Consider the following 23752-nt stretch of genomic DNA (forward strand, 5'->3'; position numbering starts at 1 on the left):
CCGGAAATCTGAGGGCGGAACCGGCGACGGGGCCGGACCGGAGCGAGTGAGGATCGGGCGATGGCGCGCGCGGCGTGGAGCGACGACGAGGTCGAGGCGGTACGAGACCTGGCGAGAACCTTCTTCGAGAAGGAGGTGGTCCCGCACGAGGAGAAATTCGTCGCCCAGGGGCATCCCGACCGCGCGCTGTACAACCGGGCGGGCGAACTCGGGCTCCTGTGCCCGGCGATTCCGGTCGAGTACGGCGGTGGCGGCGGCACGTTCGCCCACGAGGCCGCGATCATCGAGGAGCAGGCGCGCGCGGGTGACGGCTCGATGGGCATTCCCGTGCACAGCTCGATCATCGCGCCCTACCTCAACGAGTTCGGCTCCGAGGAACTCAAGCGGCGTGTGCTGCCCAAGGCCGCCAGCGGCGACATGGTGCTCGCCATCGGCATGACCGAGCCGAGCACCGGATCGGACCTGCAGAACATCAAGACCCGCGCGGTGCGCGACGGCGACGAGTACGTGATCACCGGCTCGAAGATCTTCATCACCAACGGCTGGCTCTGCGACGGCATCGTCATCGCCGCCAAGACCGACCCGACCAAGGGCGCGGCGGGGGTCTCGCTGATCTTCGCCGAGGTCGCCGACGACACCCCTGGCTTCACCCGAGGACGCATCCTGAACAAGATCGGCGGCAAGGCCCAGGACACCGCCGAGCTGTTCTTCGACGGCCTGCGGGTGCCCGCGGCCAACCTGCTCGGCGGAGCCGAGGGCCAGGGCTTCTATCAGATGATGCGGCTGCTCGCGCAGGAGCGCCTGGTCACCGCGATCATCGCGGTCGCCATGATGGAGAAGGCCGTGCGGCTCACCCTCGACTACACCAAGGGCCGCGAGGCGTTCGGCAAACCGCTGTTCGCGATGCAGAACACCAAGTTCGAACTCGCCGAGTGCGCGACCATCGCCACGGTCTCCCGCACCTTCCTGGACGATTGCATCAGCAAGCACCTGCGCGGCGAGCTGGACGTTCCCACCGCTGCCATGTCGAAGTACTGGTTGACCGATCAGCTCGGTATCGTGGTTGACCGCTGCCTGCAACTGTTCGGCGGCTACGGCTACATGACGGAGTATCCGATTTCGCAGCTCTACACCGGCGCCCGCGTCCTGCGCATCCTCGCGGGCAGCAACGAGGTGATGAAGGATCTCATTGCGCGGTCTCTCTGAAACCAGCAACGCCACGGCCGACGACGGCGCCGACTCGCCGCTCCCGCGCCGCCGCAGGCTCGAACCCGACGAGCGGCGTGCGCAGATTCTCGCCTGTGCGATCGACATGTTCGGTGAGCGGCCGTACGCGGCCGTGTCCACCGCCGAGTTGGCGCAGCGGGCGGGCGTGGCCCGCGGCCTGATCAACCACTATTTCGGCAACAAGCGCGACCTCTATCTGGCGGTGGTGCGGCGCATGGTGACGCTGCCCAAGCTCGACAACATGGTCGTGCCCACCGGCAGCGCGCGCGAACGCGTGGACGCCAGCGTGCATTGGCTGCTGGACACCATCGCCGAGCACGGCAGCACTTGGGTGAAGGTGACCAGCCACGAGGGCGTCGGCGACGACCCGGAGGTGCAGCAGATCCTGGACGCCGCCGACGACGCGGCGGCCGAACGTCTGCTGCTGATGGTGGGGCTCGCGGATTCGGCACACGGTGCCGAATTGCGCGCGATGGTCCGCGCCTACGGCGGCCTGGTGAAGGTCGCGGGCCGGGAATGGATCACCCGGGGCACACTCACCCGCGAGCAGGTGCACGAGCTGCTGTCCGACATGTTGCTGACGCTGGTGACCGAGTCGCTGCCGAAGGTGCACCGCAGGCAGTGAGCCGGTCACCATAGGGTTTGTTATTACGGCTCGATCACGGATATTGCATACTTCGGATCAACATTTGGCGTTGCGCACCCTATTCTGTGTCGGTATATCGGGGCGGGTCCGGACAGTCCGAGGTTCCTGCGCGGTGTGTGGTGTGGAGAGGGACCTGGATGACACGAGCGGAACGGCGTGAGACGGATCGCTGGCCTGCGGTACAGCCGGAGGAGCGCTGGTCGGAGCCGGAGCCCGACCGCCGCTGGCCGGAGGAGGAGGACGAACGCTGGCCGGAGCAGCCGCCGAGCCGCCGCCGCACCGGACGGCTGCGGGTGGAGATACCGCCCATCGTCAATCCGTACGCGATCATCGCGCTGGTCGCCGCGTTGCTCGGGCTGTTCCCGGTCGCCATCGTGTTCGGGTTCATCGCCTTCAGTCATCCCCGCGGACGCGTCATGGCGATGTTCGCGCTGCTGCTCGGCGTCGCGGAGATCACCGCGGTGGCCGGATTCGTGCTGCTGTCGAGTAACTGGCTACCGGATGTGATGAACCGCACGTCCGCCGTCGGGCCGACGCCCGTCGCCTCGACGCCCACGGCCGTCGAGCGTCCCGTGGCGACGACCACACCCGCCGCGCCGAGCCCGGCCCTCACCACGCCGCCGAGCACCGCCCAGGGACCCGTTACGAAGGGCTCCGTGTGCACCGAGGCCCAACTCGGCCAGATCGGCACCGGCGCCGACGGCAGCACGCTGATCTGCCTCACCACCGCGGGCGGCTATCACTGGTCCGGCCCGCACGTCGTGGCGACCGCTGTCCAACAGGCCGGATCCAAGTGCGACGCGTCGGGGGCGAAGACCGGCCGCACCGCGGACGGCCGCGCCTTGGTGTGCGAGGTCAGCGGCCGCAGCGGCACCTGGGTGCTGTGGACCGAATAGCGGCCGCGGCTATTCGGCTTTCTTCGCGCGGCTCGGCTGCACGCGAGGCGGCTCGTTGGGCATCTTCGGATACTGCGGTGGCCACGGAGCGTCCATGAGCCCCGCCTTCATGTCCCGCTCGGACATCTCCAGCAGCGGGGCGATCGACTGCGGCGTCCGGTCGGCCCACGGGTCGCCGAACTCGGCGTAGCGGGCGGGCACCGTGGCGATGGTCAGCTCGTCGGGGACCACCGAATCCAGATCGGACCAGCTGATCGGCGTCGACACCTGCGCACCCACCTTGGGCCGGACGCACCACGCGCCGAAAACCGTCTTGTGCGGCGCGTTCTGATTGAAATCGATGAACACCCGGTTCCCGCGCTCCTCTTTCCACCACTGCGCGGTGATCTCCTCCGGATATCTGCGCTCCAATTCACGCGCCAGCGCGACCGCGGCGGCCCGCACCTGATAACCGTCCCACTTCGGTTCCAAGGCGACGTAAATGTGTAATCCGCGCGAACCGGAGGTCTTGATCCGCGATTCGATGCCGACTTCGGCGAACAAGTCCCTGGTCCGGACCGCGGCCTGTTTGAGATCGGCGAACGCGATGCCGGGGGAGGGATCGAGGTCGATGCGCAACTCGTCGGCGATCTCCAGATTATCGGCGCGGTTGGGCCAGACATGGAATCCGAGACAGCCCTGATTCACCGCCCACAGAATATGGGCGAGATCGTGCGCGACAAGCGCGTCGCTGGTGGTGCCGTTGGGTGTGGAGACTTCCACGGTGCGCAGCCACTCCGGCGCGGATTTCGGCACCCGCTTCTGGAACCAGGATTTGCCCGATGCCCCGTCGGGATAACGCTCCAGCAACAACGGCCGTCCGCCGACCACGTTCAGGAACGGTTCGGCGACCGCCTGGTAGTACCGCACCAGATCGAGTTTCGTTTCGCCGCGCTTGGTGAAATACACCTTGCCCGGGTTGCTGATCGTGACGGTCCTGCCGTCGACCTCGATATCGACCGACTCACTCATGACCGCGCCTCACCGGCGCTCGGCCGCGCCACGAGCGAATGCTCCGCCCGCGCCGCGCCGTCGCCGAACAAGGCGCTCAATTCCGCCGGCGCGACCTCGTCCAGCTGCGCGTAGGTGCATGATTCGGGGGTGCGGTCGGCGCGGAAACGCACCAGCCTGCCGCCGTGGCGCAGCCGACCGGATTGGACGTGTTCGTAGCGGACCTCGGCGACCAGTTCCGGTCGCAGCGCTTCCCAGGACAGATCCTTGCCGCCGGTCCAGCGACTGATCCCACCGGGCATCTTGCCCTCGGCCGCGGCCTGGGCCGCGGCGTCGGCCCAGTCCCGCCACGGGTGGTTTTCCAGCGCGTTCTCCCGCAGCGGCGCCAGCTCCTCGACCAGCTCTTTGCGCCGCGCCGCGGTGAAGCTGCTGGCCACGCCGACGTGATGCAGGCGGCCCTCGTCGTCGAACAGGCCGAGCAGCAGCGAGCCGACCCCGGCGCCGTCTTTGTGCCAGCGGAAGCCCGCCACCACGCAATCGGCGGTGCGCTCGTGCTTGACCTTCAGCATCACCCGCTTGTCCTGCAGGTAGGCCAGCTCGTCGGACTTGACCATGACGCCGTCGAACCCGGCGCCCTCGAACCGGGTGAACCAGTCCTCGGCGACATCGGGGTCGTGGGTGATCGGAGTGAGGTGCACGCGGGCGAGCGCGGTGTCCAGGATCGTCTCCAGCAGCCGCCTGCGTTCGGCGAACGGCTCCCCGGTGAGGTCCTTGTCGCCGAGGGCGAGCAGGTCGAACGCGACGAAACTGGCGGGCGTCTCCGCGGCGAGCTTGGCGACTCTGGACGCGGCCGGGTGCAGCCGGTTCTGCAAGGTGTCGAAGTCCAGGCCGTGCTCGGTGACCACCACGATCTCGCCGTCGACCACGCACCGATCCGGCAGCGCCTGTCGCAGCAGCTCGGCCACCTCGGGAAAATACCTGGTCAGCGGGCGGTCGTTGCGGGAGCCGAGTTCCACCTCGGCGCCGTCGCGGAACACGATGCAGCGGAAGCCGTCCCACTTGGGCTCGTAGCTCAGGCCCGGCTCGCGCGGCACCGCGGCCGCGGATTTGGCCAGCATCGGCCGGACGGGTGGCATCACCGGTAGGTCCACGCGATCCTCCTCGGGTTCGGTCCTCACCCATACCGACGTCGCGCCCGCGACAAACTCATCGGTATGTGGCCGCCTCGGCTCGATCGTAGGTGGCCGCACCGACACCGGCGTGGACGTCGCCGTTCAGTTCTCCAGCCACCCGTGCTGGTCGGCGAACGCGGTGAGCCGGTCGCGGATGGTCAGGATCTCGCCCGCGGTGAGGGCGGGGCTTGCGTCCAGCAGCAACTCGGTGATCAGCCGTTTGTGTTCGGCGACGCTGAGCTGTCCCGAACCCGGTCGGTCTTTTCCCTTGTGCCGGGCAGGTGGGGCGGACGATCCGCCGACGACGCTGAGATTGACCGCCTTCGGCCCGCGGTCGCCTTCGGTCACCTCGAATTCGAACACCCGGCCCTGACGCAACTCGTCCTCGTCCAGACCGATGTCGTTGACATGGACGAACACGTCCGGTCCACCGTCTTCCGGCCGAATGAAACCGAATCCCCGAGAGCTGTCGAACGACACCAATTTCCCGATGGACACCAACACCCGCTCCTCGTCGCCGTCGCTACTCGGTCACTTTAGCCCGCGTTTTCGCCGTCGTCGGAGGAAAGCGCCTTTTGCAACGAATGGAAAACGGTCAGTCCCTGACCGACCATTCCGTTCACGAGTTCGCCGACCCCATCGGGTCCGTTGAGCACGGTGAGATTCGCGTTCGCCAACCCGTTCGACGCCTGCTTGACGATTTCCGGAAGTTGTTCGATCAACAACTGGTCCAGCGCGATCCGGTTGTTCGACGCGGCCGCCGCGGCTTGGATCCGGGTGCGGTCGGCCTCCGCCTCGGCCAGGATGCGCACCCGTTCGGCTTCGGCCTGCGCCGGTTTCACGACCTCGGCCTGCAACTGTTGTTCCCGCAGCTCCGCCTCTTTGCGCGCCTGCTCGGCCTGAGCGGTGAGCACCTCTTGCAGTGCCATCGCCTCGGCGAGCGGCCCGGCCTGCGCCGCCTCGGCGTTCGCCTTGTCGATATCGCGCTGATACTGCGCGCGCAGGATCGCCGTCTCGCGCTGATATTCCGCCTGCCTGCGCTGGGATTCCTGTTCGGCCTGCGCCGCCGCCTGCGCGGCCTGCGACTGCGCGATCTGCGCGTCCCGCTGCACCGCGGCATTGTGCGGCGCGGCCAGCGCGGCGATATAGCCGAGGTTGCCGTCGTCGATCGACTGGATCTGGAAGGAATCGACCCACAGGCCGATATTGCTCATTTCCACTTTCGAGGCGACGAGCACTTCGTCGGCCAGCTTCTGCCGCTCCCGGATGATCTCCTCGACCGTCATCGACCCCACGATCGAGCGCAGATGCCCGGAGAAGATCCGTCCGGTCAGCACCGACATCTCCCGCTCCTGCTCGGAGAGGAACCGCTGCGCGGCGTTGACGATGGACTGGGTGTCGTTGGCGACCTTGAACGCGATCACCGCGCGGACGTCGAGCTGGATCGCCTGCTTGGTGACGCAGCGCTCCTTGATCTCGGATTCGAACATCGCCAGCGACAGATACCGCACCTTGCGGAACAGCGGAACCACCCAGGCGCCGCGTCCGATGATCACTTTGAACGGCGCGTTGTCCCGGCTCTTGGCGCCGCTGACCAGCATCGCCTCGTCCGGGTCCGGTACGTGGTAGCCCAGCACGTCTGTCTCCCTTACTGTTTCAGGTTCCTTCCGCCGGATCCGGGCCGAGCGGAATCCACGGGACGACGTCGACGACGCGTCCCGGATGGACCGCGATGACCAGCACGGCCGAACCGGCCGAGATCGGCTCGGTGGCTTGTGCGATGTACAGCTCGGTTCCCCCTCGAATCGCGACCAGGACCTCGCCCAGCGTCCCGGCGCCCCGGATCGGCGATGTGAGCGTACCCGTCAAACCCACCACCGGGTCGGTCATCCCACGATCTCCTTTTTCTGTCGCTCGCACCGTCACCCTACGTCTCGCGCAGCGCCTTTCGATATCGCGTTGGCACGATGCCAGCTCGGATCAGCCGCGGTCGCGCAGGTATGTTTTTCGCATGGGAGGGCGTCTCGCGCTGGTGGTGGGTTCGGAATGTGCGGCACTGGGGGAACTGGGGTTCACCGAGGAACTGGCCACCGGGCTGTACACGAGCCTGACCGGGGCGGGCGGTTGGCGGTCGGCGACCGAGCTCGACGGGCCGGTCCTGAATCCCACTGCGGCCCAACTGTTCGCGGCGGTGGACGCCGCGTTCGCGGCGGCGTCGGAGCGCCAGGCCACACTGCTGCTCGGTTTCATCGGGCACGGGGTGTCGACCAACGCGGAGGACTTCTACCTGCTCGGGCATGATTCGCCGTCGGCGCCCAACTCGCACAACGCGTTTCACCTGACCCAGGAGATCAGGGAGCGGCTCGATCGCGCGGCGCTCGACGGGCTGGTCATGCTCGTCGACGCGTGCGAGGCCGGGCAGGGCGTGCAGGGCGCGGCGCGCCGGTGGACCGATCTGCTGGCGCAGGCGGGCGGGCGGATGGAGTTGCTGGTCGCCTCGGGCGACGGCCCCGCGTTCTCCGGATGCTTCACCAGGACCATGCTGGCCACCTTCGACACCGGGCTGCCGCTGCGCGGGGAGAACCTGCTGCCCTCGGACCTCGTGGACCCGGTCGCGGTGCACTGTACCCAGCAACAGCCGCAACATCTTTCGTTCAATTCCGGCGCGGTGTCGACAGAGCAGGGCGTCGACCCGGGGTTGTGGCTGGTACCGAACACCGCGCGACACCGGGACGCGGTGAGCGGCCGCTCCGCCGCCGGCTTCGTCGACCAGCTGACCAGGAGGCTGCTGCTGACCCCCGACGTGCGCGAGCGCCTCGCCGCGATCGTCGACGCGGGCAGTTATCGGCTGCGGGCGGTACTGGGGCCAGCGGGGGTGGGCAAATCGACGCTGCTGGCCCTGCTGATCCGCCCCAGCCTGGTCGACGGGCTCGCCGTGACCCCCGAATACATCACCGCCGCGGTGTTCCTGACGGTGAACAGCTCGGTGGAGTCGGTCGCCGCGGAGCTGGCCGCGCAGCTCGGCGCGCGCGTGCCCGGCTTCGCGGAGGCGTCCCGGGCGGCGCGCAGCCATCGGACCAGGGACGAGTCCGACATCTTCGACACCATGGTCCGCCATCCGCTGACGCGACTATCCACCGCGGGCCGCCGCGTCACGCTGGTGTTCGACGGGCTCAACCAGCCACAGGAGGGGACCAGGCGACTGCTCGTCGCCGCGATCGCCGATCTGACCCGGCGCGAGGATCTGCGGCATGTCCGCGTGATCGTCGGCATCCGGCCCGGCACCGGCGTCGAGTACGACCCGGCGCTGGCGCACATGTACCGGATCGAGGTCGCCGAACCGGGCGCCGACGACATCGCCGCGGTGGTGGAGACGGCGCGCGGGACGGCGCCGATCGGCCCGGTCGATTGGATCGGCTGGATCCAGCGACTGCTGGCCGAGACGCCGACGGACAAGCGCGGTTCGCGCGTCGTGTCGGGCGGTTGGTTGCTGGCGCGGCTGCTGCTCGAGGTGGCCGGGCGGTTGACCGACGGCGCCGTCGCCGCCGGGATCGGCCTGGATCGGGTCGTCGCGCTGCGGTTGGAGACGGCGATGCGGCCGCTGGCGTCCGAAACCGCCCAGGCCACCGGCGCTCTGCTCGGCGTGCTGGTGGCGGCGGGGGTGGGCCCGGTGTTGCCGCTGGAACTGCTGGACGCGGCACTGGCGTCGTTGGGTGTCGACCTCAACACCGCCCGCATCCGCGACATCGCCGTGAATCTCGGAGCACTGATCATCCGCAGTCATCCCGGTACCGTCCGCGAGTCGCTCGGCGTGAGCCACGGCGCGTTCCTGCCCGCCTTGGACCAGGAATGCCGCAGGCTGGGCGTATCGCTCACGGACGCGCACCGCGCCCTCGTCGCGGCGATCCAGTCCACCCCCAGCGACCGCGCCGCCGACTACGCGCGCGGCGCGGCGGTGCGCCACTGCCTGGCCTACGGCGATTCCGCCTTGGCCATCGACTTCCTGGTGAAGCTGGAAACCGGGCGATCGGCCGACGATCGCGACCTGTGGGCCGCGTGGCTGCCCGACTTCGTCGAGGCGCTCGGCCCCGACCATCCCGACACCTTCATCACCCGCCACCGGAGTGCCTACCACCGGGCCGAGAGCGGCGATCTGGTCGGCGCCATCACCGATTTCGAGCTGCTGCTCGCCGACCGGCTGCGCGTGTTCGGCCCCGACGACCTGAACACGCTGAACACCCGGGACCGGCTGGCCAGCTACCGCGCCCACTGCGGCGACCACTCCGGCGCGGGCGCGGAGTTCGAGCGGCTGCTCGCCGACCAGCTGCGCCTGCTCGGGCCCGACGATCCCGAAACCCTGCGCACCAGAACCAATCTCGCGTCCAATCGGGGTGACATCGGCGATTTCGCCGGAGCGATCACCCTCTTCGAGCAGCTGCGCGCCGACCGCGCCCGGGTCCAGGGACCGGACCATCCTGACACCCTGCGTACCCGCAACAGCCTGGCGTACTGGCGTGCCGACAGCGGCGATCTCGCCGGGGCCCGCACGGAATTCGAACAGCTGGTGGCCGACTATCTGCGCGTCCTCGGTGCCGATCACCCCGAGACGCTCGGCGCCCGCAACAACCTCGCGGCGTTCCGTGCCCGCAGCGGCGACCTGGCCGGGGCGCGGGCCGAATTCACCCGCCTGCTCGCCGACCGCCTGCGCGTGCTGGGGCACGAGCACCCCGACACCCTGCTGACCCGCGGGCGGCTGGCCACCTATCGCGCCGACAGCGGGGACCTCGCTGGCGCGATCGCCGACCTGGAGAAACTTCTCGCCGACCGGCTGCGTGTGCTCGGACCCGAACATCCGGACACCCTGGATACCCGCAACGATCTCGCCGCCTGTCGCGCCCGCGACGGCGATCTCGCGCGGGCCATCGCCGAACTCGAGGTGCTGCTGGTCGCGGAACTGCGCGCCCTGGGGCCCAATCACACCTCGACCGTCCGCACCAAGGACACCCTGGCCTACTGGCGTGGCCGGTCCGGCGATTAGAACCGTCAGGAGCGGTACAGCGAGCGGTACGCGGTGAGCGTCGCGACGCAGTGCTCGATGATCTGCTCCCGGGAAGCGCGCAACGACCCGTTGAGCCACGCGGAGAACATGCCCGCGTTGCCGCTGGCCATCGTCACCGCCGCCAGCCTGCGCTGGACCGGGTCATCGATGTGGGCGAACAGATGGTCCTGCATGATCCGGGTGAACACCGGCATCACCGCAAAGGTGGTCTGGCCGAGGCCGGTGCTCGAATAGGGCTCGACCAGGAACAGCCGTGACTTGCGCGGATCGGCCAGCACCTTGTCCACCAGGATTTCCGACAGCACGCGATCACGGGACGGGTCGTCGGTGGCGGCGAAGGCCGTCATCGGCTCCAGGAATTCGTCGGCGACCTGGCGGTAGAGCACGTCGAGCAACTCGTCGCGGCTGGCGAAGCTCTCGTAGAAATAGCGGTCGGTGAGGCCCGCCTTGCGGCACACCGCGCGCATGGTGACGCCGCTCGCGCCCGACTCGCCGATCAGATCGAGCGCGGCCTCCAGCAGCGCCGCCCGGCGCGCCTCTCTGCGCTCGGTGAGCGTCGTTCCACCCCAGATCCGTGGGCCGGCGTCTCCGTCTGATTCCTGACCTGTCTGCACGGCCCAACGATAGTGCCCTGGCGGCGTACCTGGTCAGCCGCGCTCCAGGGGCAGTCCCGCGTCGCGCCATGCGACGACGCCGCCCGCCAGGCTGGCGGCGTCGTATCCGGCCTGCCGGGCCCGCGCGGCGAACCGCAGGGACAGTTCGCCGACGGGACAGACGAAGACCACCGTACGCGACCGCGGAAACGGGATGCCGTGAGCGAACATGTCATCGAGCTGGTCGTCCCTTATGTTGAGCGCGCCGGGCACATGGCCGATGCGGTAGGCCATCGCGCCGCGGGTGTCCACGATGGTCGGGCGGCCGGTCCGGTCCAGCTCGGCGAGCTGCTCCGGCGTCAGGACGGGTGTCGCGGCCAGCTCCCGCGCGGTCGGCTCCGCTTCGCGTTCGGTGCGGCCGAACAGCTCCGGCCTGCGCTTCTTGATATACGACAGATATGGTTCGAGCCGGTCGCAGACGATGAACACCGCGACGATCGGGTCATTCCGGTCTACCGACGAAAGATCCACCGCGGCAAGCGTGTCCAGCGCGGCGGCGTAGCTCGCGCCGCTGGTCGGCCCGGCCAGCACGCCGTACCCGGTCGCCAGCCGCAGGGTCGCGTCCACGGCGTCGCCCGCCGCCACGGTGACGATCGAGTCGTAGAACTCGGGCTGGAACAGCCCGACATCCCACATCTCGCTCTCCGATCGGATTCCGGGAATGAAGTCCGATCGCTCGGAGACCACGGCGACGGTTCGCAATTCGGGATTGTGCTTGCGCAGGTAGGTGGCGGTGCCGCGGGTGGATCCGGTGGTGCCGAGCCCGCCGATCAGATAGTCGATCCTGGTGATGCCGTCGGCCGCGAGGTCTTCGTGGATCTCCCGTCCGGTGCCGTGATAGTGCGCCTCGACGTTCTTCTCGTTGGTGTACTGCGACAGGTGGTGGTACGCGCCGGGCCGCTGCGCCATGGTGGACTCGATCACCGAGTAGACGTCGTTCGGCGTGGTCGGGTCCGGACATTCGGACAGTCCGGGCAGTTCGACGATCTCGGTGCCGAACAGCTCGAGGAGTTCGCGGACCTCGGCCACCTTGATCCGGTTGGTCACCGCGCGCAGGCCGATGCCGTACACCGCCCCGAGAACGCGCAGCGCTTTGGCCGTGTTGCCGCTGGAGGCCTCGATGAGCGTCTGTCCGCTCGCGCGGATCTCGTCCAGGTCGTCGCGGATCATCGCCCAGGCCACTCGATCCTTGACCGAGCCGAACGGGTTGTGCGACTCCAGCTTCGCGTAGAGCTCGACGTTCGCCAGCCCGTGCACCGCGGGATCGAGCCGGAGCAAGGGCGTGTTGCCGATGAGTTCGGTGATGTGGTCGTAGCGCATCAGGAAGCCTCGACGGATCGGACCGGCCTGGCGGGGCGGTGTTCGGCGGATGACGCGGCACGGTTGGGCCGCGGTGGTGCGACGCGCACGTCGGGTTCGTAGTCCGCGTCGGGGACGACCTGGAAGTCGTCGGCGCTCCGGGTGACGGCGAGCTTGACGGGCAGCAGATGCATCGAGGCCGTGGCCGCGGACAGATCCATGTGGTAGGCGGCCGTATTCGGGAACACCACAGCATCGCCGGGCCGGGGCTCGGCCCGCAGCCACACCTTGTGATTGGTGATCAGATCTCGTTCCAAGCACAGCCGTCCGGCGAAGTACACGCCGACCGGTCCGGGGCGGAGATCCGCGGTCCGGGCGGCATCGGTGGGCAGGAGAATCGGATCGACCATCACCTCTTGGTCGGCGGGCGTGACCGAATCACGACTGAGATCGACGTGCACCAAGACGCTGCCGTCGGCGGCCTCCTTGACGAACTCGACCGTGGCCACCGTGATGCCCGCGTGGTCGACCAGCGCCTTGCCCGGCTCCAGCCACACCTCCAGCAGGTTCTCGCCCGCCACCTGCGCCACCGTGCGCCCTGCGTGCCGCTCCAACGGCGCGGCCAGCAGGTCTTCGAGCATGCGCGCCGCGGGGACGGTGTTGGCGTACTTGTGGAACACCGGGATCCCGTGCACGGCGCCGCCCGCGACGTGATAGCCGAAGGTATTGCTGCCCCAGCTCATCGGCTCGCCGCGCCCGAGCAGCGATTCGCGCAGCGCCAGCACGTAGGCGTCGAACCGCTCGGCGTCGGCGGTGAACACCTGCCGGAATCCGCCGCCGATGTCCAGCACCGACGGCGCCAGCCCGCGATCGTAGGCCTGCTCGATCGCCCGCAGGCAGGCGTCGATCGCACGAACCCGCTCACCGAGATCGCCGGAGTCGAGGTGGAACGCGAAGCCGAGGAACGTAAGACGTCCGCGATGCGCTTGGAGGAGATCGAACGCCTGCCCCAGGTGCGCGAGCGGCACGCCGAACCGGCTCACCTGTCCGGCATCGAATCCGGAGAGACGAAGCAGCACCGGCACTTTCGCGGATGCTGCGGCGAGCTCGGCGATCCGGCGCAGTTCCCACAGGTTGTCCACATTGACGGTCACCCCGCGGCCGACGACATCCCGCAGGAAGGATTCGCCCTTCGGACCGGTGACCTCGATGCGCGCCGGATCGAACCCGGCGTCGAGTGCGGCGGCGAGTTCGAACGGTGAGGCGACGTCGATGGCGATGCCCGCGCACTCGGCGGTGCGGACGAACGCACGCGACTGATTCACCTTGTGCGCGTAGCAGATTCGATTCCGGGGTAATCCTCGCTCCAGCACGGCGCGCAGGTCGGCCAGATTGTCGGAGTAGACCTGCGGGAACACGAGGTGCGCCGGAGAACCGAACCGCGCCAGCGTCTCGGTCACGGCGCCTGGCGCGTCGAGGAAGGCGCGTACCAGCGGATGCAGCTTCGCCGGTAGCGCCGGAGGCCATGCCGTCATACCGCGGCTTCCGAGGGTTCGGCGGCCGCCGCCCGCGCCGCGGCGTCCGGCCGCTGCGCGACGGGGTTGTAGCCGCCGTCCCGGATCGCCTCGAAGGCCCTGGCCCGGTTGCGCGGACTGCGGAACTCCGCGACCACCCGCTTGCTGTCCAGATCGATGTCGAGCACGCGGATGTCCATCGACTCCAGCACTCCGCCGATGGTGCGGACGCAATGCTTGCAGGTCATGTCGGGTACGTAGAACACCTGGTCCTCGGCGGTGGCGGCGCGGTCGGCGGTCGCCTCGTCGAGTTCGGCGCTCACCTCGACGACCTCGCAGCGATCGACGATCTCGGTGAACACGGTGACGAACCGGTCGACCAGCTCGGGGAGAATGCTGTAGTGCCCGCTGTCGAGCTGATGCGGCATGGCCGCCAGGCAGGCGGGGTGGCTCCCGGCGGGCAGCAGCGCGTACTGCCGGGAGATCAGATCGAGATCGTCGTGGTACTTGGCGATCGCCTCCGCGACCGTGAGGCCCTCGGCGGTGGTGGCGCGGTGCATGACGGCGTGCGCGTCGGCGATGGTGGCCTCTTTCATCGCGCGCAGCGTCGCCACCGTCTCCGCCGAATAGCGGACGGTGCCGTCGGTCTGCGCGACGAGGCTGACCGGAATCATGCCGCGCCGATAGGTCGACGCCTGCAATTCCCAGAACCAGCGGGTGGCGACCGCGGAGAACAGTCCCGAATCCCTTATCCCTCTCGCGAATTCGGCGGCGTCGCGGTACCGGGTCTGCCCGGCCAGCAGCGCGTGCTGGGCCAGCGTGCGCCCGGCGGCTTCGATGCCGACCCGGAAGATGTCGCGCGGATCGTGATCGGTGGTCGTGCCAGTCAGCACCGCATGTTCTCGCGGCCCGAGCGTCGAGACGCGTTCGGCGAAAGCGGGATTCGCGTCCAGCGCGTGCCACAGCGCCAGCACGGTCTCGCGCGTCGCGATGGGCACCGAGGGGCCGAGACCGTCGGCGCGGAAATGGCCCGTATTCGGGATGCCGTCGCTGTCGGTCCAGGCGATTCGGTGCGTGGCGCTGGTCACCTGGTCGGCGCGGCACGGCCGCATGAATCGTTCCAGATACAGCCGCTGCGAATACGTGAGATGGCTCCCGGCCTCCGGACGTAACGCGACGCAGGTCAATTCGAAACGACGCGGCGTGGGAGGCGCAGGCGCGGTGGTGAACAACCCCGGCTGCGCCAACTCGGCCAGCACCCGGGACGCGGCCCGCCGGTCGTAGCTCGGGGTGTCGATGTTCACGTGACCTCCTCGGCGACGGACTGCACGCACGCGACGAACCGGTCGATCTCGTCGGGCGTGTTGTAGACGTGCGTGCTGACCCGCACCGAGCCCGCGCCGTCGTCCACGGCGGGGACGCAGTGCGCGCCGGTGCGCACCAGGAAACCCAGCTCGCTCAACACGAATCCCAGATCGGACGCCGAGATCCCGTCCAGCGTGAACGAGACGATCCCGTAGCCCACCGCGCATGCCGCATGCGCGGGGCCGGGCAGGAACTCCACGCCGCGGACCTGTCGCAAGCCATCGATCAGGCGCAGCGTCAGGGTGCGGTTGTGCACCGCGATGGCGCCGACACCGAACGATTCCAGCACTTCCAGCGCGCTGCCCAGCGCCAGGATGCCGGGGATATTGGGGGTGCCGCCCTCCAGCAGGCCGGGCATCGTCCCCGCGGCCAGCCCGGTCGCGTCCGGCCGCACCCCGGAGTTGCCGCCGGGCAGGAACGGCAGGAGACGGTCGTGCACGCGCCTGCGGCAGTAGAGGATTCCGGTGCCCGGCGCGCCGAACATCTTGTGCGCGGCGAAGATCGCGAAATCCGCGGCGATCGCGGTCACGTCGACCGGGAGATGCCCGCCGCTCTGCGAGCAGTCGAAGCACAGCAGGATGGCGGGGTCGATGCGCCCGCGCAGCTCCTCCAACGTGCTCAGCCCGCCGAAAACGTGGTGCAGATGGCTGGTCGTGATCAGCCGGGTCCGCGGTGTGATCTTGGCCAGGATGTCGTCGGTGTCCGCCTCACCGGCGCCGGTCACCCGGTAGGGGATCAACCGGATGCGGCGCCCGAACCGGGCGAGCAGCCCGCGCAGATGCAGCCACGGGTAGACGTTCGAGGCGTGATCGCTGGGGTTGTAGAGGATTTCGTCGCCGTCGGCGAGCGCGGCCAGGCCCCAGGACAGCGCCACGGCGTTCACCGCCGCGGTGGCGCCGCCGGTGAAGACCACCTCGTCCGGATGCTCGGCGCCGATGAAGGCGGCGGCCCGCTCCCGGACGCGAGCGATCCGCGCGGTGAGGCCGGTGGCCCACGGGTAGGTGCCGCGTCCCACGTTGGCGGTGCCGCCGCTGTGATAGCGCTGGATCGTCTCGATGACCGGCAGCGGTTTCTGCGTTGTCGCGGCGCTGTCGAGGTAGATCTCGGTAGCGTCGGCGAGCGCGGGGAACAGCGCCCGTACGGTGGCCGGGGCGAGCGCGGGCGGTGCCGACGGCCGGGGAGCCTCCGCCCGCGTGATCGGCGATCTCGAGGCCGGGGACCGCAACGTGACGCTCCCTTCATCGGCTGCTCGGACGCCACCTACGATACGCATTTTTGGTACGGACTACGAAGATTTCTCGTGGACAATGACTTTCAGGACTAGCCTGGACGACATGCCGCTGACCCTGGAAGAGCGTCAAGAGTTTCTCGCGCAGCCGCACATCGCGGCGTTCTCGGTGTCCACGGGCGCCGGTCGTGGCCCGCTGACCGTCCCGATCTGGTACCAGTACCGTCCCGGCGCGGAGGTGTGGGTGCTGACCGGCCCGGAGTCGCAGAAGATGCGCCACATCCGGGAAGCCGGCCGGTTCAGCCTGATGGTGCAGCAGCTGGAGCCGACCGTCCGGTATGTGAGCGTCGAGGGCCCGGTCACCCGGATCACCCCGATGACCGACGAGATGCACCGCGAGATGGCCGCGCGGTACCTGCCCGCCGAATCGGTCGACGGCTATCTGAAGGCGGCCGAGGCCTTCGGTGCGCAGGTCGCGGTCCATCTGCGGCCGGAGCACTGGCTCTCGGCCGATCTGGGTGACCTCAGCCAGTACTAGTACCGGCCCTGCAGGTACTCGACGAGGTGCTCGCGTTCGGTCGCCAGTTCGGAGATCGCGCTCTTCACCACGTCGCCGATGCTGACGATGCCGACCAGCCTGCCCTCGTGCACCACGGGCAGGTGCCGGATGCGGTGCTCGGTCATGATGCGGCGCAGGCCGTCGACCCGGTCGTCGAGGGCGCAGGTGCGCACGTCGGAGGTCATGATCTCCGAGACGGGCGTGTCCAGCAGGTCCGCACCGCGGGCGTGCAGACTGCGCACCACGTCGCGCTCGGAGACGATGCCCGCGATCGCGTTGCCGTCGGGTGAGACGACTACCGCGCCGATATTCCGCTCGGCCAGCGCGGCGAGCAGGGTGCGCACCGTCGTGTCGGGTGCGACCGTGGCTACGTCGCTGCCCTTCCTGCGCAGGATCTCCGAAATTCGCATATTTCACCATCCAGACGTCGCGGCACTACCAGGATCGCAAGTTCGCGGTTCGGTGACCAGCACGAATCCGTTACAGGCCACGATTCGGTCACGGCGCGGGCGTCACAGGCGCCGGGCGACGCTGCGGTCGAGGTCGCGCGCCAGCAGCGCGATCGCCGCCTGCGAGATGCCCGCCGAGGTCGCCAGATCGATAGAGGTCAGCTGGGTGATGCGCCGCAGCCGGTAGTCGACGGTGTTCGGGTGCACGTAGAGCTGGCGTGCGGTGAGCTGGCGGTTCATGTCGTTGCCGAGGTAGGCGCGCATGGTGTCGAACAGTTCGGGATGGGCGTCGAGCGGATCGAGGATGGTCGCGATCCGCCGGGTCGCCGGGCCGCCGCGGGTGAGCTGGTATTCGACGGCCAGGTCCGACATCTGGTAGAGACCGGGCGGTCTTTCGCCGACGCGGACCAGATTGAGCAGCTCGTGGGCCTGATCGGCGGACTCGGGTATCCGATCGGTCTCGCTGGCCACCACGGTCGCGGTGAGCGGGACATCGGCCGCGACGGTCAACAGGTCGAGCGTCGCGTCGGTGAGGGCGCTCTCGGCGTCGTCGCCGAGCGGGATGAGTAGGGTGCCGCCTTTGATGCTGAGCAGCGCGAGCGCACGGGAGGCGAACACGGTGGCCAGCTCCGACTGGAGCCTGCGTAGCTTGCGGCGCGCGGCGACGTTCCCGTCGACGCGCGGATCGCGCTCGTCCGGATGTTCCGGAATCGACAGCGCGACAACCTGATAGGACTCCGCGATCGGAATGCCGGTCTGCCGTGCCAATGCCGAGCTGCCGCGACCGCTGAGCAGCGCCGAGGCGAGCGTCTGCGCGGCCGTCTGGTGCTCCTTGGCGACCAAGTGCTGCTCCTCGACGTAGGCGTCCGACACAGCGGCGGTGATCGCCTCGAGCAGCTCGAGGATGAGGTCGGTGGCGACCAGCACCTCGCCCACGTCATCCGCCTCGGCCCGCGCGGTGACCAGACCGAGCGCGATCCGCAGCCCCTCGTGGTAGGCGCGCAGGATGGTGCTGAGCGGTACGCCCTCGCGGGCCCAGCGGGTCGCGGCCGCGCGCACCGCGCCGAGCTGTTCGTCGTCCGGCACGGCGCGCCGGTCGAGCATCTCGGCGGCCAGGCTCAGGCAGCTACGGGTGAGTTTGGTGACGTCTCCGCGCAATTGCTCGCCGGGTAGCGTCCGGCAGGGGGCCATGCGGTTCTCGAAATATCCGACCATGCGTGAGGCGACGCGGTCGGTGTTCTGGAGCGGCACCGAAGCCGGCTGTCCGCCGATCTCCAGCGCCGAGTCGGACGAACCAGCGGACAGGTCCAACGCGGAGTAGGTCATGACGAGTTCGCTCCAAATGCCACATCGGGCGTGCGAGAAAGGACGCCCGAGTCCGATCGGATCACTATACGAAACGGTCGTGTCCGCGGGGAGTGATCGGTGAGATCGATGGCCGGTCCAGTGCATTGCGTGATGGGCTGCCGGATGACTCGACATCTTTCGCGGCCGGTACGTCACGGTTCTGCGGGAGCAGTGCAGCGGTATGCCAAAGTGTTTGCATGCCAACCCTTTAGCGACTTACTCGTCGTCCAACCCGGCGGATAGGTAGGCGGCGGCGGCCAGCCACTGCCTGCATTGCGGGCCGTGTACCTCATGGGCGGTGAGGATGTCGCGGGCCTGCCGGTAGGTGAGGCCGCCCGGCTCCACCGCGCAGTCGGACATGGAGAAATCCGCTGCCGGGTACTGACGCAACGGCTCGGCACCGGCGCCATCGATGACGGCGACCGGATGGGGAGTTCGGAATGGCTGGATCATTCGACTGCCCCTTGCGTCCGACGTGCGATGGGAGGCTGGCGCGATGGCGACGCGGGATCGAACTCCCTGCGTACCTCCCGGATTTCATATCCGAGTCTATGCCTCCGTCACTTACAGATGCAAGTACATCTGCACGATCGGTCGGAGAAAAAACGGCGGCGGTCGGCCGGTCCGGAACCGGCGACCGCCGCTGTGCCGCTTGCGGTTTGGCGTTCAGGGGCCTTACGGCTTGCGGGCGACCGCGCCGTAGGCCGAGATGGGACGAATCTCGCCCACCTGGGTCTCGGACGGGCGCCACTGGGTGATGGACACGAAACCCGGCTCGACCAACTCCAGGCCGTCGAAGACAGCCTTGATCTGAGCCTGGGGGCGGGGAACGTAAGGAGTGCCTCCGGTGCCGGTGTAGTTCTCGCACAGCGTGACATACGCCTTGCTGTCGTCGGTGCCGTCCCACATCACCAGATAGCTGCCGGAGGGCACCGAGTCGAGCACCGTCCGGACGATCCGCAGGAGGTCGTCATAGGTCTTCGCGTGGCCGAGCACGCCCATGAACATCACGCCGATCGGCTCGTTGAAGTTCAGGACGTTCTTGGCATCGGCGATGATTCGCTCGGGGTCGTGGTAGTCGGCGTCGATGTAGGTGGTCACGCCTTCGGGCGTCGTGCTGGTGAGCAGCGCCCGCGCGTGCGTGAGCACCAGAGGGTCGTTGTCCACGTAGACGATCCGCGACTCGGGCGCGACGCTCTGGGCGACCTCGTGGGTGTTCTGCATGGTGGGCAGGCCGGTCCCGATATCGAGGAACTGGCGGATGCCCTGCTCGCCCGCGAGATAGCGCACCGCGCGGATGAGGAACTGGCGAGACTGCACCGCCATGGTGGTGATGTCGGGGTCGACCTCGATGCCCGCGTCGCCGGCGATGCGATCGATCTCGTAGTAGTCCTTTCCGCCCATCCAGTAGTTCCAGATCCGCGCGGAGTGCGGGATGTCGGTCCGGATGAGGGGGGTGTGGTCTTCGGGCATGAGGGACTCCTGGCGAAACGGGTCTGCGGCACTGCCGTGCGGGTGGGCGCTGCGGGTGTCGCGAATGACTGGTACATCCGATGTGCACTGTGACACTACAAGATTGGCGTGACCTCGTCCGGTGGGATCGGCCAGCTGATCACGGTGTTCTCGGGCGACGCGATCGTGTTTCACAATCTGGTCCGGATGGCCCGATTTCGCAGGGGCACAAGGGGCGAACTTCGTGCTATCGTCCCGTGTTGGTGCAAATGCAAGAACGTTTGAACGTGCATCTGCACGAACCGATTCGCCGAACTGCGGTAACGGAGGAGTGGGCAAGATGTCGGATACATCCACCAACAAGGTCGTCGGAACTTGGCGTAAGAGTTCCTTCAGCAATCCGAGCGGCAATTGCGTCGAGCTGGCCGAAGCGTCCAATGGCCAGGTCGCGGTCCGCAACTCGCGGGATCCGGAAGGCGGTGTGCTGTTCTATACGCGTCCGGAGATCGATGCGTTCGTTCGCGGCGCGAAGGCCGGAGAGTTCGACTATTTGACTAGCTGAGCGGTAGCATTAGCGGTCGGTGCGGTGTGTCTTGGCGACCGGTGGTTGTGACACACTGTGGGCAACCCCGGAGTATCGGAGACGAACTCGATGATCGCTGAACCCGATGACGATGGCCACGTGCAATCCATTGTCGCAGAACGTGGTCCGACCGTGCTACGCATCGCGTTGGGTGGCCAATTGCGCAAGCTCCGGGAGAAGAAGGGCATCACCCGCGAGGCAGCGGGTGATGCGATCCGGGGTTCGCACGCCAAGATCAGTCGTCTCGAGTTGGGCCGTACCGGTTTCAAGGAACGCGATATCCGCGACCTGCTGACCCTCTACGGCGTCCACGATCCCGAGGAGCGGGAATCGTTCCTCGAATTGGCCAGGCAGGCCAACGAGCCCGGGTGGTGGCATCGCTACAACGATCTGCTGCCCCAGTGGTTCGGCACCTATCTCGGTCTGGAGCAGGCCGCGAGCAAGATTCGCACGTACGAGGCGCATCTTGTGCCCGGCCTGCTGCAAACCCCCGAATACGCCAGGGCGGTCGTGGCGCTCGGATATGACGACGCCGACACGGATCGGCGGGTCGCGGTGCGGCAACGCAGGCAGGAGATCCTGTTCCGGCCGGACCCGCCGGTGGTCTGGGCGGTGATCGACGAGGCCGCTCTGCACCGGCCGGTCGGTGGCGCGCAGGTGCACCGGGAGCAGATGCGGCATCTGATCACGCTGGCCGACCTGCCGAACGTGACGATCCAGGTGCTGCCGTATTCCGCGGGCGAGCACGCCGCGGCGGGCAGCTCGTTCAGCATTCTGCGCTTCGCGGAAGCGGAACTCCCCGACATCGTGTATCTCGAACACCTGACGAGTGCGCTGTATCTGGAACGGCGCCAAGATCTGGCGCTCTACCTGTCGGTCATGGACCGGCTGAGCGTCCAGGCCGAACGCCCGGACAAATCGATCGAGATCATCGAGAAGTACGCCGCCGGTCGCTGAGCACGCGCGGCGGCAGGTCGAACGGCCGAACTGCCTGAGAAGTCCACCCCGGCATCGGGGTGGACTTCGTCATGTCCGCACTTCGTCACCAGAGGTCGCACTGACGGCAGCCATGGGTGAAGCCCGGCGCCACCGGCAGCTGGCTGTCCGCGCGGGGCGTCGGGCGTGCTCGACGCAAGTGCTCGTGACACAGGGATATTCGGCACCACCGGGCATCGGACGGCGGCACCGTCGTCTACTGCTTGATGAAGCTGGAGGCGATTCGCCAGAACGTCGCGGGCTGTAATGCGTCGAGATCCCAATCGTCGGCCATGGCGTGCGCGGTGGTGACGATTCGCTCGATATCGAAGTCGTGCCGTGTTGCCGCACCGGTGGATTCGACGGCATCGATGACATACGCCACGGCGGTTTCCCGGGAGAACGTGGTGGTCGCGTGGCCGCTGCGGGCCGAGGATGTGCTCATATTTCTGTCACTCGCTGGCTTGTCGGCCAGTGCGGCGTCGGCTGATCCGAGCCTGCCGCCGGTAAGTGGTTGTTTCATTCGAATGCCCCTGCTGTTCGGCGGCGGCGAACCCGCGGCGACTTCGGCCTTCGGTTCGCCAACACGGCCTCCCCTTGTGGTCCCCTGTAAAGCGTTGCGGCACTGAGTTTATGTCGCTGTGCCTTTCAGATGCAAGCACATCTGCACGATCGATTGCACGTGCGCAGTGCGCATTTCGGCTGCTCGGGTTTGCGGACGCGGTGCTCGCGAGAATGATTCACTCGCGGCCGAACAGGACGTCCGTGCTGTAATCGATCTGTGTACCCGGCTCGACGAATTGATCGGCCGCCTCCCGCCAAGCGAGGAAATGCTCCGTGAAACGGTGTGCCTCGGCCGCCTCGTCATCGGTGTAGAGCTGGTAGAGGAAGAAGCGGTGGGGGTCCACCCGATCTGCGCAGATGTCGAAGCGCAGACAGCCGGGCTCGGTCCGCACGGAGGCGTCCGCGCTGCGGGATATGGCCGCCAGGAACTCGGCGCGGGAGCCGGGGCGGATCTTCATCGAGACGATACGACTGAACACGGTTGTTCTCCCATCGTGACCGTTTGGGTCGATCGGCAAGGGCTGCGGCTAGCTTCGTCCGGCTCGGTCGGCCAGTTGCGCAATCGCTTGGCTAATCGGAGTGTCGCCGGAAACGAGGTCGAGCGTCCTGCCGAAGGTGTGCGTGGCGGGCAGGAGCCCGGCCAGAACGGCCGCCACATCGGCGCGCGGGACGCTCGCGCGCCCGACCGGCGGCGGGGCGAGGGTCACCAGTCCGGTGCCCGGCGCATCGATCAGCACGCCGGGACGCAGGATGGTCCAATCCAGATCCCGTCCCCGCACATCGTCTTCGGCTCGGGTCTTGGCATCGACATAGGCCGCCCACACCTCGTCGGTGCCGGGCGCGGGTGGCCGACCGGCGCCCATCGTGGAGATCTGCAGGAAGCGGCGCACCCCGGTCCGCTCGGCCGTCTCGGCCAGCCGGACGGAACCGCCCAGATCCACGGTGTACTTGCGTTCCACGCTGCTGCCCGGACCGGCGCCGGCGGCGAAAATCGCTGCGTCACCGCCTTTTACGACGTCTGCCAGGTCGTCGCTGCCGACCTTCTCCAGGTCGCACACCACCGGATCGGCGCCTGCGGCGCGCACCTCGGCGGCGTGTTCGGGATTGCGGACGAGCGCGGCGACCTCGTGGCCGTCCGCGGTGAGCAAGGGGGCGAGCAGCAACGCGATCTTCCCATGTCCGCCTGCGATGACGACGCGCATGGATCGCTCCTTTCCGTGTAGGCGGCACCCGCGCTAGCGCTCGGGGCCGCCGGGATTGCAGCGTGCTTCGACGGTGGCCGGATACCCGACCGCCGGACGCCAGGGTTCCAAATTCCAGCTCGGCTTGGCCGGTTGCACCAGCCGCGCCCACGCCCAGTGGCAGAGGAACTGGTCGCGCATACCCGGCGCGTCGGCGTCCGCGGAGAGGGTCAGCACCTCCTGCCACGCCCGCTCGTCCGAGCCGGGGAAGGTGGTCTGCCGTCCGGCCTGGGTCGGAAAGACGAGCAGCCGGGGGCCGTCGATCGTTTCGGTCCAGGTGACGTGGTCCACCAGCGGCTGTCCCGCGTAGGGGTCGACGGTCGGCGCGGCGCCCAGCGGGGTCGGCGCCGGGGATGCCGGTGGGCTCGGGGTGGCGGTCGTCGCGTCGGCGGTCGTCGTCGTGGTCGTCGCGATCGTGGGCTCGTCGGCACCGCAAGCCGCCGTCACCGACAGCAGGCCGACCGACAACAGCGCGGCGACCCGGCGCCGGCGGAGGAGGCGATGCGGGTACCGCTGCGCCACGATCGAACCTC

At 68.3% G+C, this 23752-nt stretch carries 25 protein-coding genes; 7 read left to right on the top strand and 18 right to left on the bottom strand.

The features are described from left to right. Positions 1-60 precede the first annotated feature (60 nt). The 3 genes from ON34_RS11355 (at position 61) to ON34_RS11365 (ending at position 2769) form a co-directional block, all read left to right on the top strand. Complete coding sequence (locus tag ON34_RS11355; protein WP_040778068.1) at positions 61-1206, top strand: acyl-CoA dehydrogenase family protein; 1146 nt, start codon at positions 61-63, stop codon at positions 1204-1206. Beyond that, a complete protein-coding gene (locus ON34_RS11360) occupies positions 1190-1852 on the top strand; it encodes a TetR/AcrR family transcriptional regulator (RefSeq protein WP_040778071.1) in 663 nt (220 codons plus the stop codon). The genes ON34_RS11355 and ON34_RS11360 overlap by 17 nt, the downstream gene beginning before the upstream one ends. A 158-nt stretch (positions 1853-2010) precedes the next feature. Then, positions 2011-2769 carry a DUF4190 domain-containing protein gene (locus tag ON34_RS11365; protein ID WP_040778074.1) on the top strand — a complete coding sequence of 253 codons (759 nt, stop codon included), beginning with the start codon at positions 2011-2013 and terminating at the stop codon, positions 2767-2769. A gap of 9 nt (positions 2770-2778) precedes the next feature. On the opposite strand, the gene ligD is transcribed toward ON34_RS11365, so the two are convergent. From ligD to ON34_RS11390, 5 genes are all read right to left on the bottom strand, one after another. Further along, entirely contained in the window at positions 2779-3780 is a 1002-nt protein-coding gene (ligD, locus tag ON34_RS11370; RefSeq protein WP_040778077.1) for a non-homologous end-joining DNA ligase, read from the bottom strand. After that, complete coding sequence (locus ON34_RS11375) at positions 3777-4910, bottom strand: ATP-dependent DNA ligase (protein ID WP_218003868.1); 1134 nt, start codon at positions 4908-4910, stop codon at positions 3777-3779. Before ON34_RS11375 ends, ligD begins: the two co-directional genes overlap by 4 nt. Before the next feature lie 123 nt (positions 4911-5033). After that, positions 5034-5435 (bottom strand): cold-shock protein, encoded by a 402-nt coding sequence (locus tag ON34_RS11380; RefSeq protein ID WP_051022382.1) that lies wholly within the window; start codon positions 5433-5435, stop codon positions 5034-5036. Positions 5436-5467: 32 nt separating this feature from the next. Beyond that, positions 5468-6568, bottom strand: a complete 1101-nt coding sequence (locus ON34_RS11385) for an SPFH domain-containing protein (RefSeq protein WP_040778079.1) — start codon at positions 6566-6568, stop codon at positions 5468-5470. A 19-nt stretch (positions 6569-6587) separates the two neighbouring features. Then, positions 6588-6821, bottom strand: coding sequence for an NfeD C-terminal domain-containing protein (locus tag ON34_RS11390; protein WP_040778081.1), 234 nt, complete (start codon positions 6819-6821; stop codon positions 6588-6590). Positions 6822-6942: 121 nt separating this feature from the next. Here ON34_RS11390 and ON34_RS33495 point away from each other — a divergent pair, with 121 nt between their 5' ends. After that, on the top strand, positions 6943-9969 hold the full coding sequence (locus ON34_RS33495) for a tetratricopeptide repeat protein (RefSeq protein WP_051022383.1): 3027 nt from the start codon (positions 6943-6945) through the stop codon (positions 9967-9969). 5 nt (positions 9970-9974) lie between these two features. Here ON34_RS33495 and ON34_RS11400 read toward each other — a convergent pair whose 3' ends face one another. Genes ON34_RS11400 through ON34_RS11420 form a run of 5 tightly spaced genes read right to left on the bottom strand, consistent with a single transcriptional unit; the run spans position 9975 to position 16046 of the window. After that, complete coding sequence (locus ON34_RS11400; protein ID WP_051022384.1) at positions 9975-10604, bottom strand: TetR/AcrR family transcriptional regulator; 630 nt, start codon at positions 10602-10604, stop codon at positions 9975-9977. A 33-nt stretch (positions 10605-10637) separates the two neighbouring features. Next, positions 10638-11963, bottom strand: coding sequence for a pyridoxal-phosphate dependent enzyme (locus tag ON34_RS11405; RefSeq protein ID WP_040778083.1), 1326 nt, complete (start codon positions 11961-11963; stop codon positions 10638-10640). Next, on the bottom strand, positions 11963-13477 hold the full coding sequence (locus ON34_RS11410) for an alanine racemase (protein WP_051022385.1): 1515 nt from the start codon (positions 13475-13477) through the stop codon (positions 11963-11965). The genes ON34_RS11405 and ON34_RS11410 overlap by 1 nt, the downstream gene beginning before the upstream one ends. Beyond that, entirely contained in the window at positions 13474-14760 is a 1287-nt protein-coding gene (locus tag ON34_RS11415; protein WP_040778086.1) for a heavy-metal-associated domain-containing protein, read from the bottom strand. Before ON34_RS11415 ends, ON34_RS11410 begins: the two co-directional genes overlap by 4 nt. Beyond that, positions 14757-16046 carry an aminotransferase class V-fold PLP-dependent enzyme gene (locus tag ON34_RS11420; protein WP_245547985.1) on the bottom strand — a complete coding sequence of 430 codons (1290 nt, stop codon included), beginning with the start codon at positions 16044-16046 and terminating at the stop codon, positions 14757-14759. Before ON34_RS11420 ends, ON34_RS11415 begins: the two co-directional genes overlap by 4 nt. 109 nt (positions 16047-16155) lie before the next feature. Here ON34_RS11420 and ON34_RS11425 point away from each other — a divergent pair, with 109 nt between their 5' ends. Beyond that, complete coding sequence (locus tag ON34_RS11425) at positions 16156-16587, top strand: pyridoxamine 5'-phosphate oxidase family protein (protein ID WP_040778088.1); 432 nt, start codon at positions 16156-16158, stop codon at positions 16585-16587. Here ON34_RS11425 and ON34_RS11430 read toward each other — a convergent pair. The 4 genes from ON34_RS11430 to ON34_RS11445 all read right to left on the bottom strand — a co-directional run bounded on the left by ON34_RS11430 (position 16584) and on the right by ON34_RS11445 (position 19877). Continuing rightward, positions 16584-17018, bottom strand: a complete 435-nt coding sequence (locus ON34_RS11430; protein WP_040778091.1) for a CBS domain-containing protein — start codon at positions 17016-17018, stop codon at positions 16584-16586. The two genes, ON34_RS11425 and ON34_RS11430, sit on opposite strands and share 4 nt — an antisense overlap. Positions 17019-17120: 102 nt before the next feature. Further along, positions 17121-18383, bottom strand: coding sequence for a PucR family transcriptional regulator (locus ON34_RS11435; RefSeq protein WP_051022386.1), 1263 nt, complete (start codon positions 18381-18383; stop codon positions 17121-17123). Positions 18384-18620: 237 nt separating this feature from the next. Next, positions 18621-18857, bottom strand: coding sequence for a hypothetical protein (locus ON34_RS11440; RefSeq protein WP_040778094.1), 237 nt, complete (start codon positions 18855-18857; stop codon positions 18621-18623). A 222-nt stretch (positions 18858-19079) separates the two neighbouring features. Continuing rightward, entirely contained in the window at positions 19080-19877 is a 798-nt protein-coding gene (locus tag ON34_RS11445; RefSeq protein ID WP_040778097.1) for an SAM-dependent methyltransferase, read from the bottom strand. 319 nt (positions 19878-20196) lie between these two features. Here ON34_RS11445 and ON34_RS11450 point away from each other — a divergent pair, with 319 nt between their 5' ends. Together ON34_RS11450 and ON34_RS11455 are read left to right on the top strand one after the other, a co-directional pair. After that, positions 20197-20418: a DUF397 domain-containing protein gene (locus tag ON34_RS11450; protein WP_040778451.1), complete on the top strand. Its 222-nt coding sequence runs from the start codon at positions 20197-20199 to the stop codon at positions 20416-20418. Positions 20419-20508: 90 nt separating this feature from the next. After that, on the top strand, positions 20509-21396 hold the full coding sequence (locus ON34_RS11455) for a Sco1979 family transcriptional regulator (protein ID WP_085997056.1): 888 nt from the start codon (positions 20509-20511) through the stop codon (positions 21394-21396). Positions 21397-21631: 235 nt separating this feature from the next. On the opposite strand, the gene ON34_RS11460 is transcribed toward ON34_RS11455, so the two are convergent. From ON34_RS11460 to ON34_RS11475, 4 genes are all read right to left on the bottom strand, one after another. Next, on the bottom strand, positions 21632-21859 hold the full coding sequence (locus tag ON34_RS11460) for a hypothetical protein (protein ID WP_040778100.1): 228 nt from the start codon (positions 21857-21859) through the stop codon (positions 21632-21634). A gap of 295 nt (positions 21860-22154) precedes the next feature. Further along, complete coding sequence (locus ON34_RS11465) at positions 22155-22457, bottom strand: putative quinol monooxygenase (protein WP_040778103.1); 303 nt, start codon at positions 22455-22457, stop codon at positions 22155-22157. Positions 22458-22505: 48 nt separating this feature from the next. After that, on the bottom strand, positions 22506-23180 hold the full coding sequence (locus ON34_RS11470; RefSeq protein WP_040778105.1) for an SDR family oxidoreductase: 675 nt from the start codon (positions 23178-23180) through the stop codon (positions 22506-22508). Positions 23181-23213: 33 nt separating this feature from the next. Then, the gene (locus ON34_RS11475) at positions 23214-23741 is read right to left on the bottom strand and encodes a DUF2599 domain-containing protein (RefSeq protein WP_040778107.1); all 528 of its coding nucleotides are present in this window, start codon (positions 23739-23741) and stop codon (positions 23214-23216) included. Positions 23742-23752: the final 11 nt, after the last annotated feature.

It is taken from the genome of Nocardia pneumoniae NBRC 100136, assembly GCF_000308755.1.
In the GTDB taxonomy this organism is placed as follows: Bacteria; Actinomycetota; Actinomycetes; order Mycobacteriales; family Mycobacteriaceae; genus Nocardia; species Nocardia pneumoniae.

Coding starts and splice junctions, on each gene's coding strand:
- ON34_RS11450 (WP_040778451.1), top strand. CDS start 20,197: ATGTCGGATACATCCACCAACAAGGTCGTCGGAACTTGGCGTAAGAGT.
- ON34_RS11390 (WP_040778081.1), bottom strand. CDS start 6,821: ATGACCGACCCGGTGGTGGGTTTGACGGGTACGCTCACATCGCCGATC.
- ON34_RS11460 (WP_040778100.1), bottom strand. CDS start 21,859: ATGAGCACATCCTCGGCCCGCAGCGGCCACGCGACCACCACGTTCTCC.
- ON34_RS11365 (WP_040778074.1), top strand. CDS start 2,011: ATGACACGAGCGGAACGGCGTGAGACGGATCGCTGGCCTGCGGTACAG.
- ON34_RS11440 (WP_040778094.1), bottom strand. CDS start 18,857: ATGATCCAGCCATTCCGAACTCCCCATCCGGTCGCCGTCATCGATGGC.
- ON34_RS11470 (WP_040778105.1), bottom strand. CDS start 23,180: ATGCGCGTCGTCATCGCAGGCGGACATGGGAAGATCGCGTTGCTGCTC.
- ON34_RS11355 (WP_040778068.1), top strand. CDS start 61: ATGGCGCGCGCGGCGTGGAGCGACGACGAGGTCGAGGCGGTACGAGAC.
- ON34_RS11435 (WP_051022386.1), bottom strand. CDS start 18,383: ATGACCTACTCCGCGTTGGACCTGTCCGCTGGTTCGTCCGACTCGGCG.
- ON34_RS11410 (WP_051022385.1), bottom strand. CDS start 13,477: ATGACGGCATGGCCTCCGGCGCTACCGGCGAAGCTGCATCCGCTGGTA.
- ON34_RS11430 (WP_040778091.1), bottom strand. CDS start 17,018: ATGCGAATTTCGGAGATCCTGCGCAGGAAGGGCAGCGACGTAGCCACG.
- ON34_RS11455 (WP_085997056.1), top strand. CDS start 20,509: ATGATCGCTGAACCCGATGACGATGGCCACGTGCAATCCATTGTCGCA.
- ON34_RS33495 (WP_051022383.1), top strand. CDS start 6,943: ATGGGAGGGCGTCTCGCGCTGGTGGTGGGTTCGGAATGTGCGGCACTG.
- ON34_RS11445 (WP_040778097.1), bottom strand. CDS start 19,877: ATGCCCGAAGACCACACCCCCCTCATCCGGACCGACATCCCGCACTCC.
- ON34_RS11425 (WP_040778088.1), top strand. CDS start 16,156: ATGCCGCTGACCCTGGAAGAGCGTCAAGAGTTTCTCGCGCAGCCGCAC.
- ON34_RS11405 (WP_040778083.1), bottom strand. CDS start 11,963: ATGCGCTACGACCACATCACCGAACTCATCGGCAACACGCCCTTGCTC.
- ligD (WP_040778077.1), bottom strand. CDS start 3,780: ATGAGTGAGTCGGTCGATATCGAGGTCGACGGCAGGACCGTCACGATC.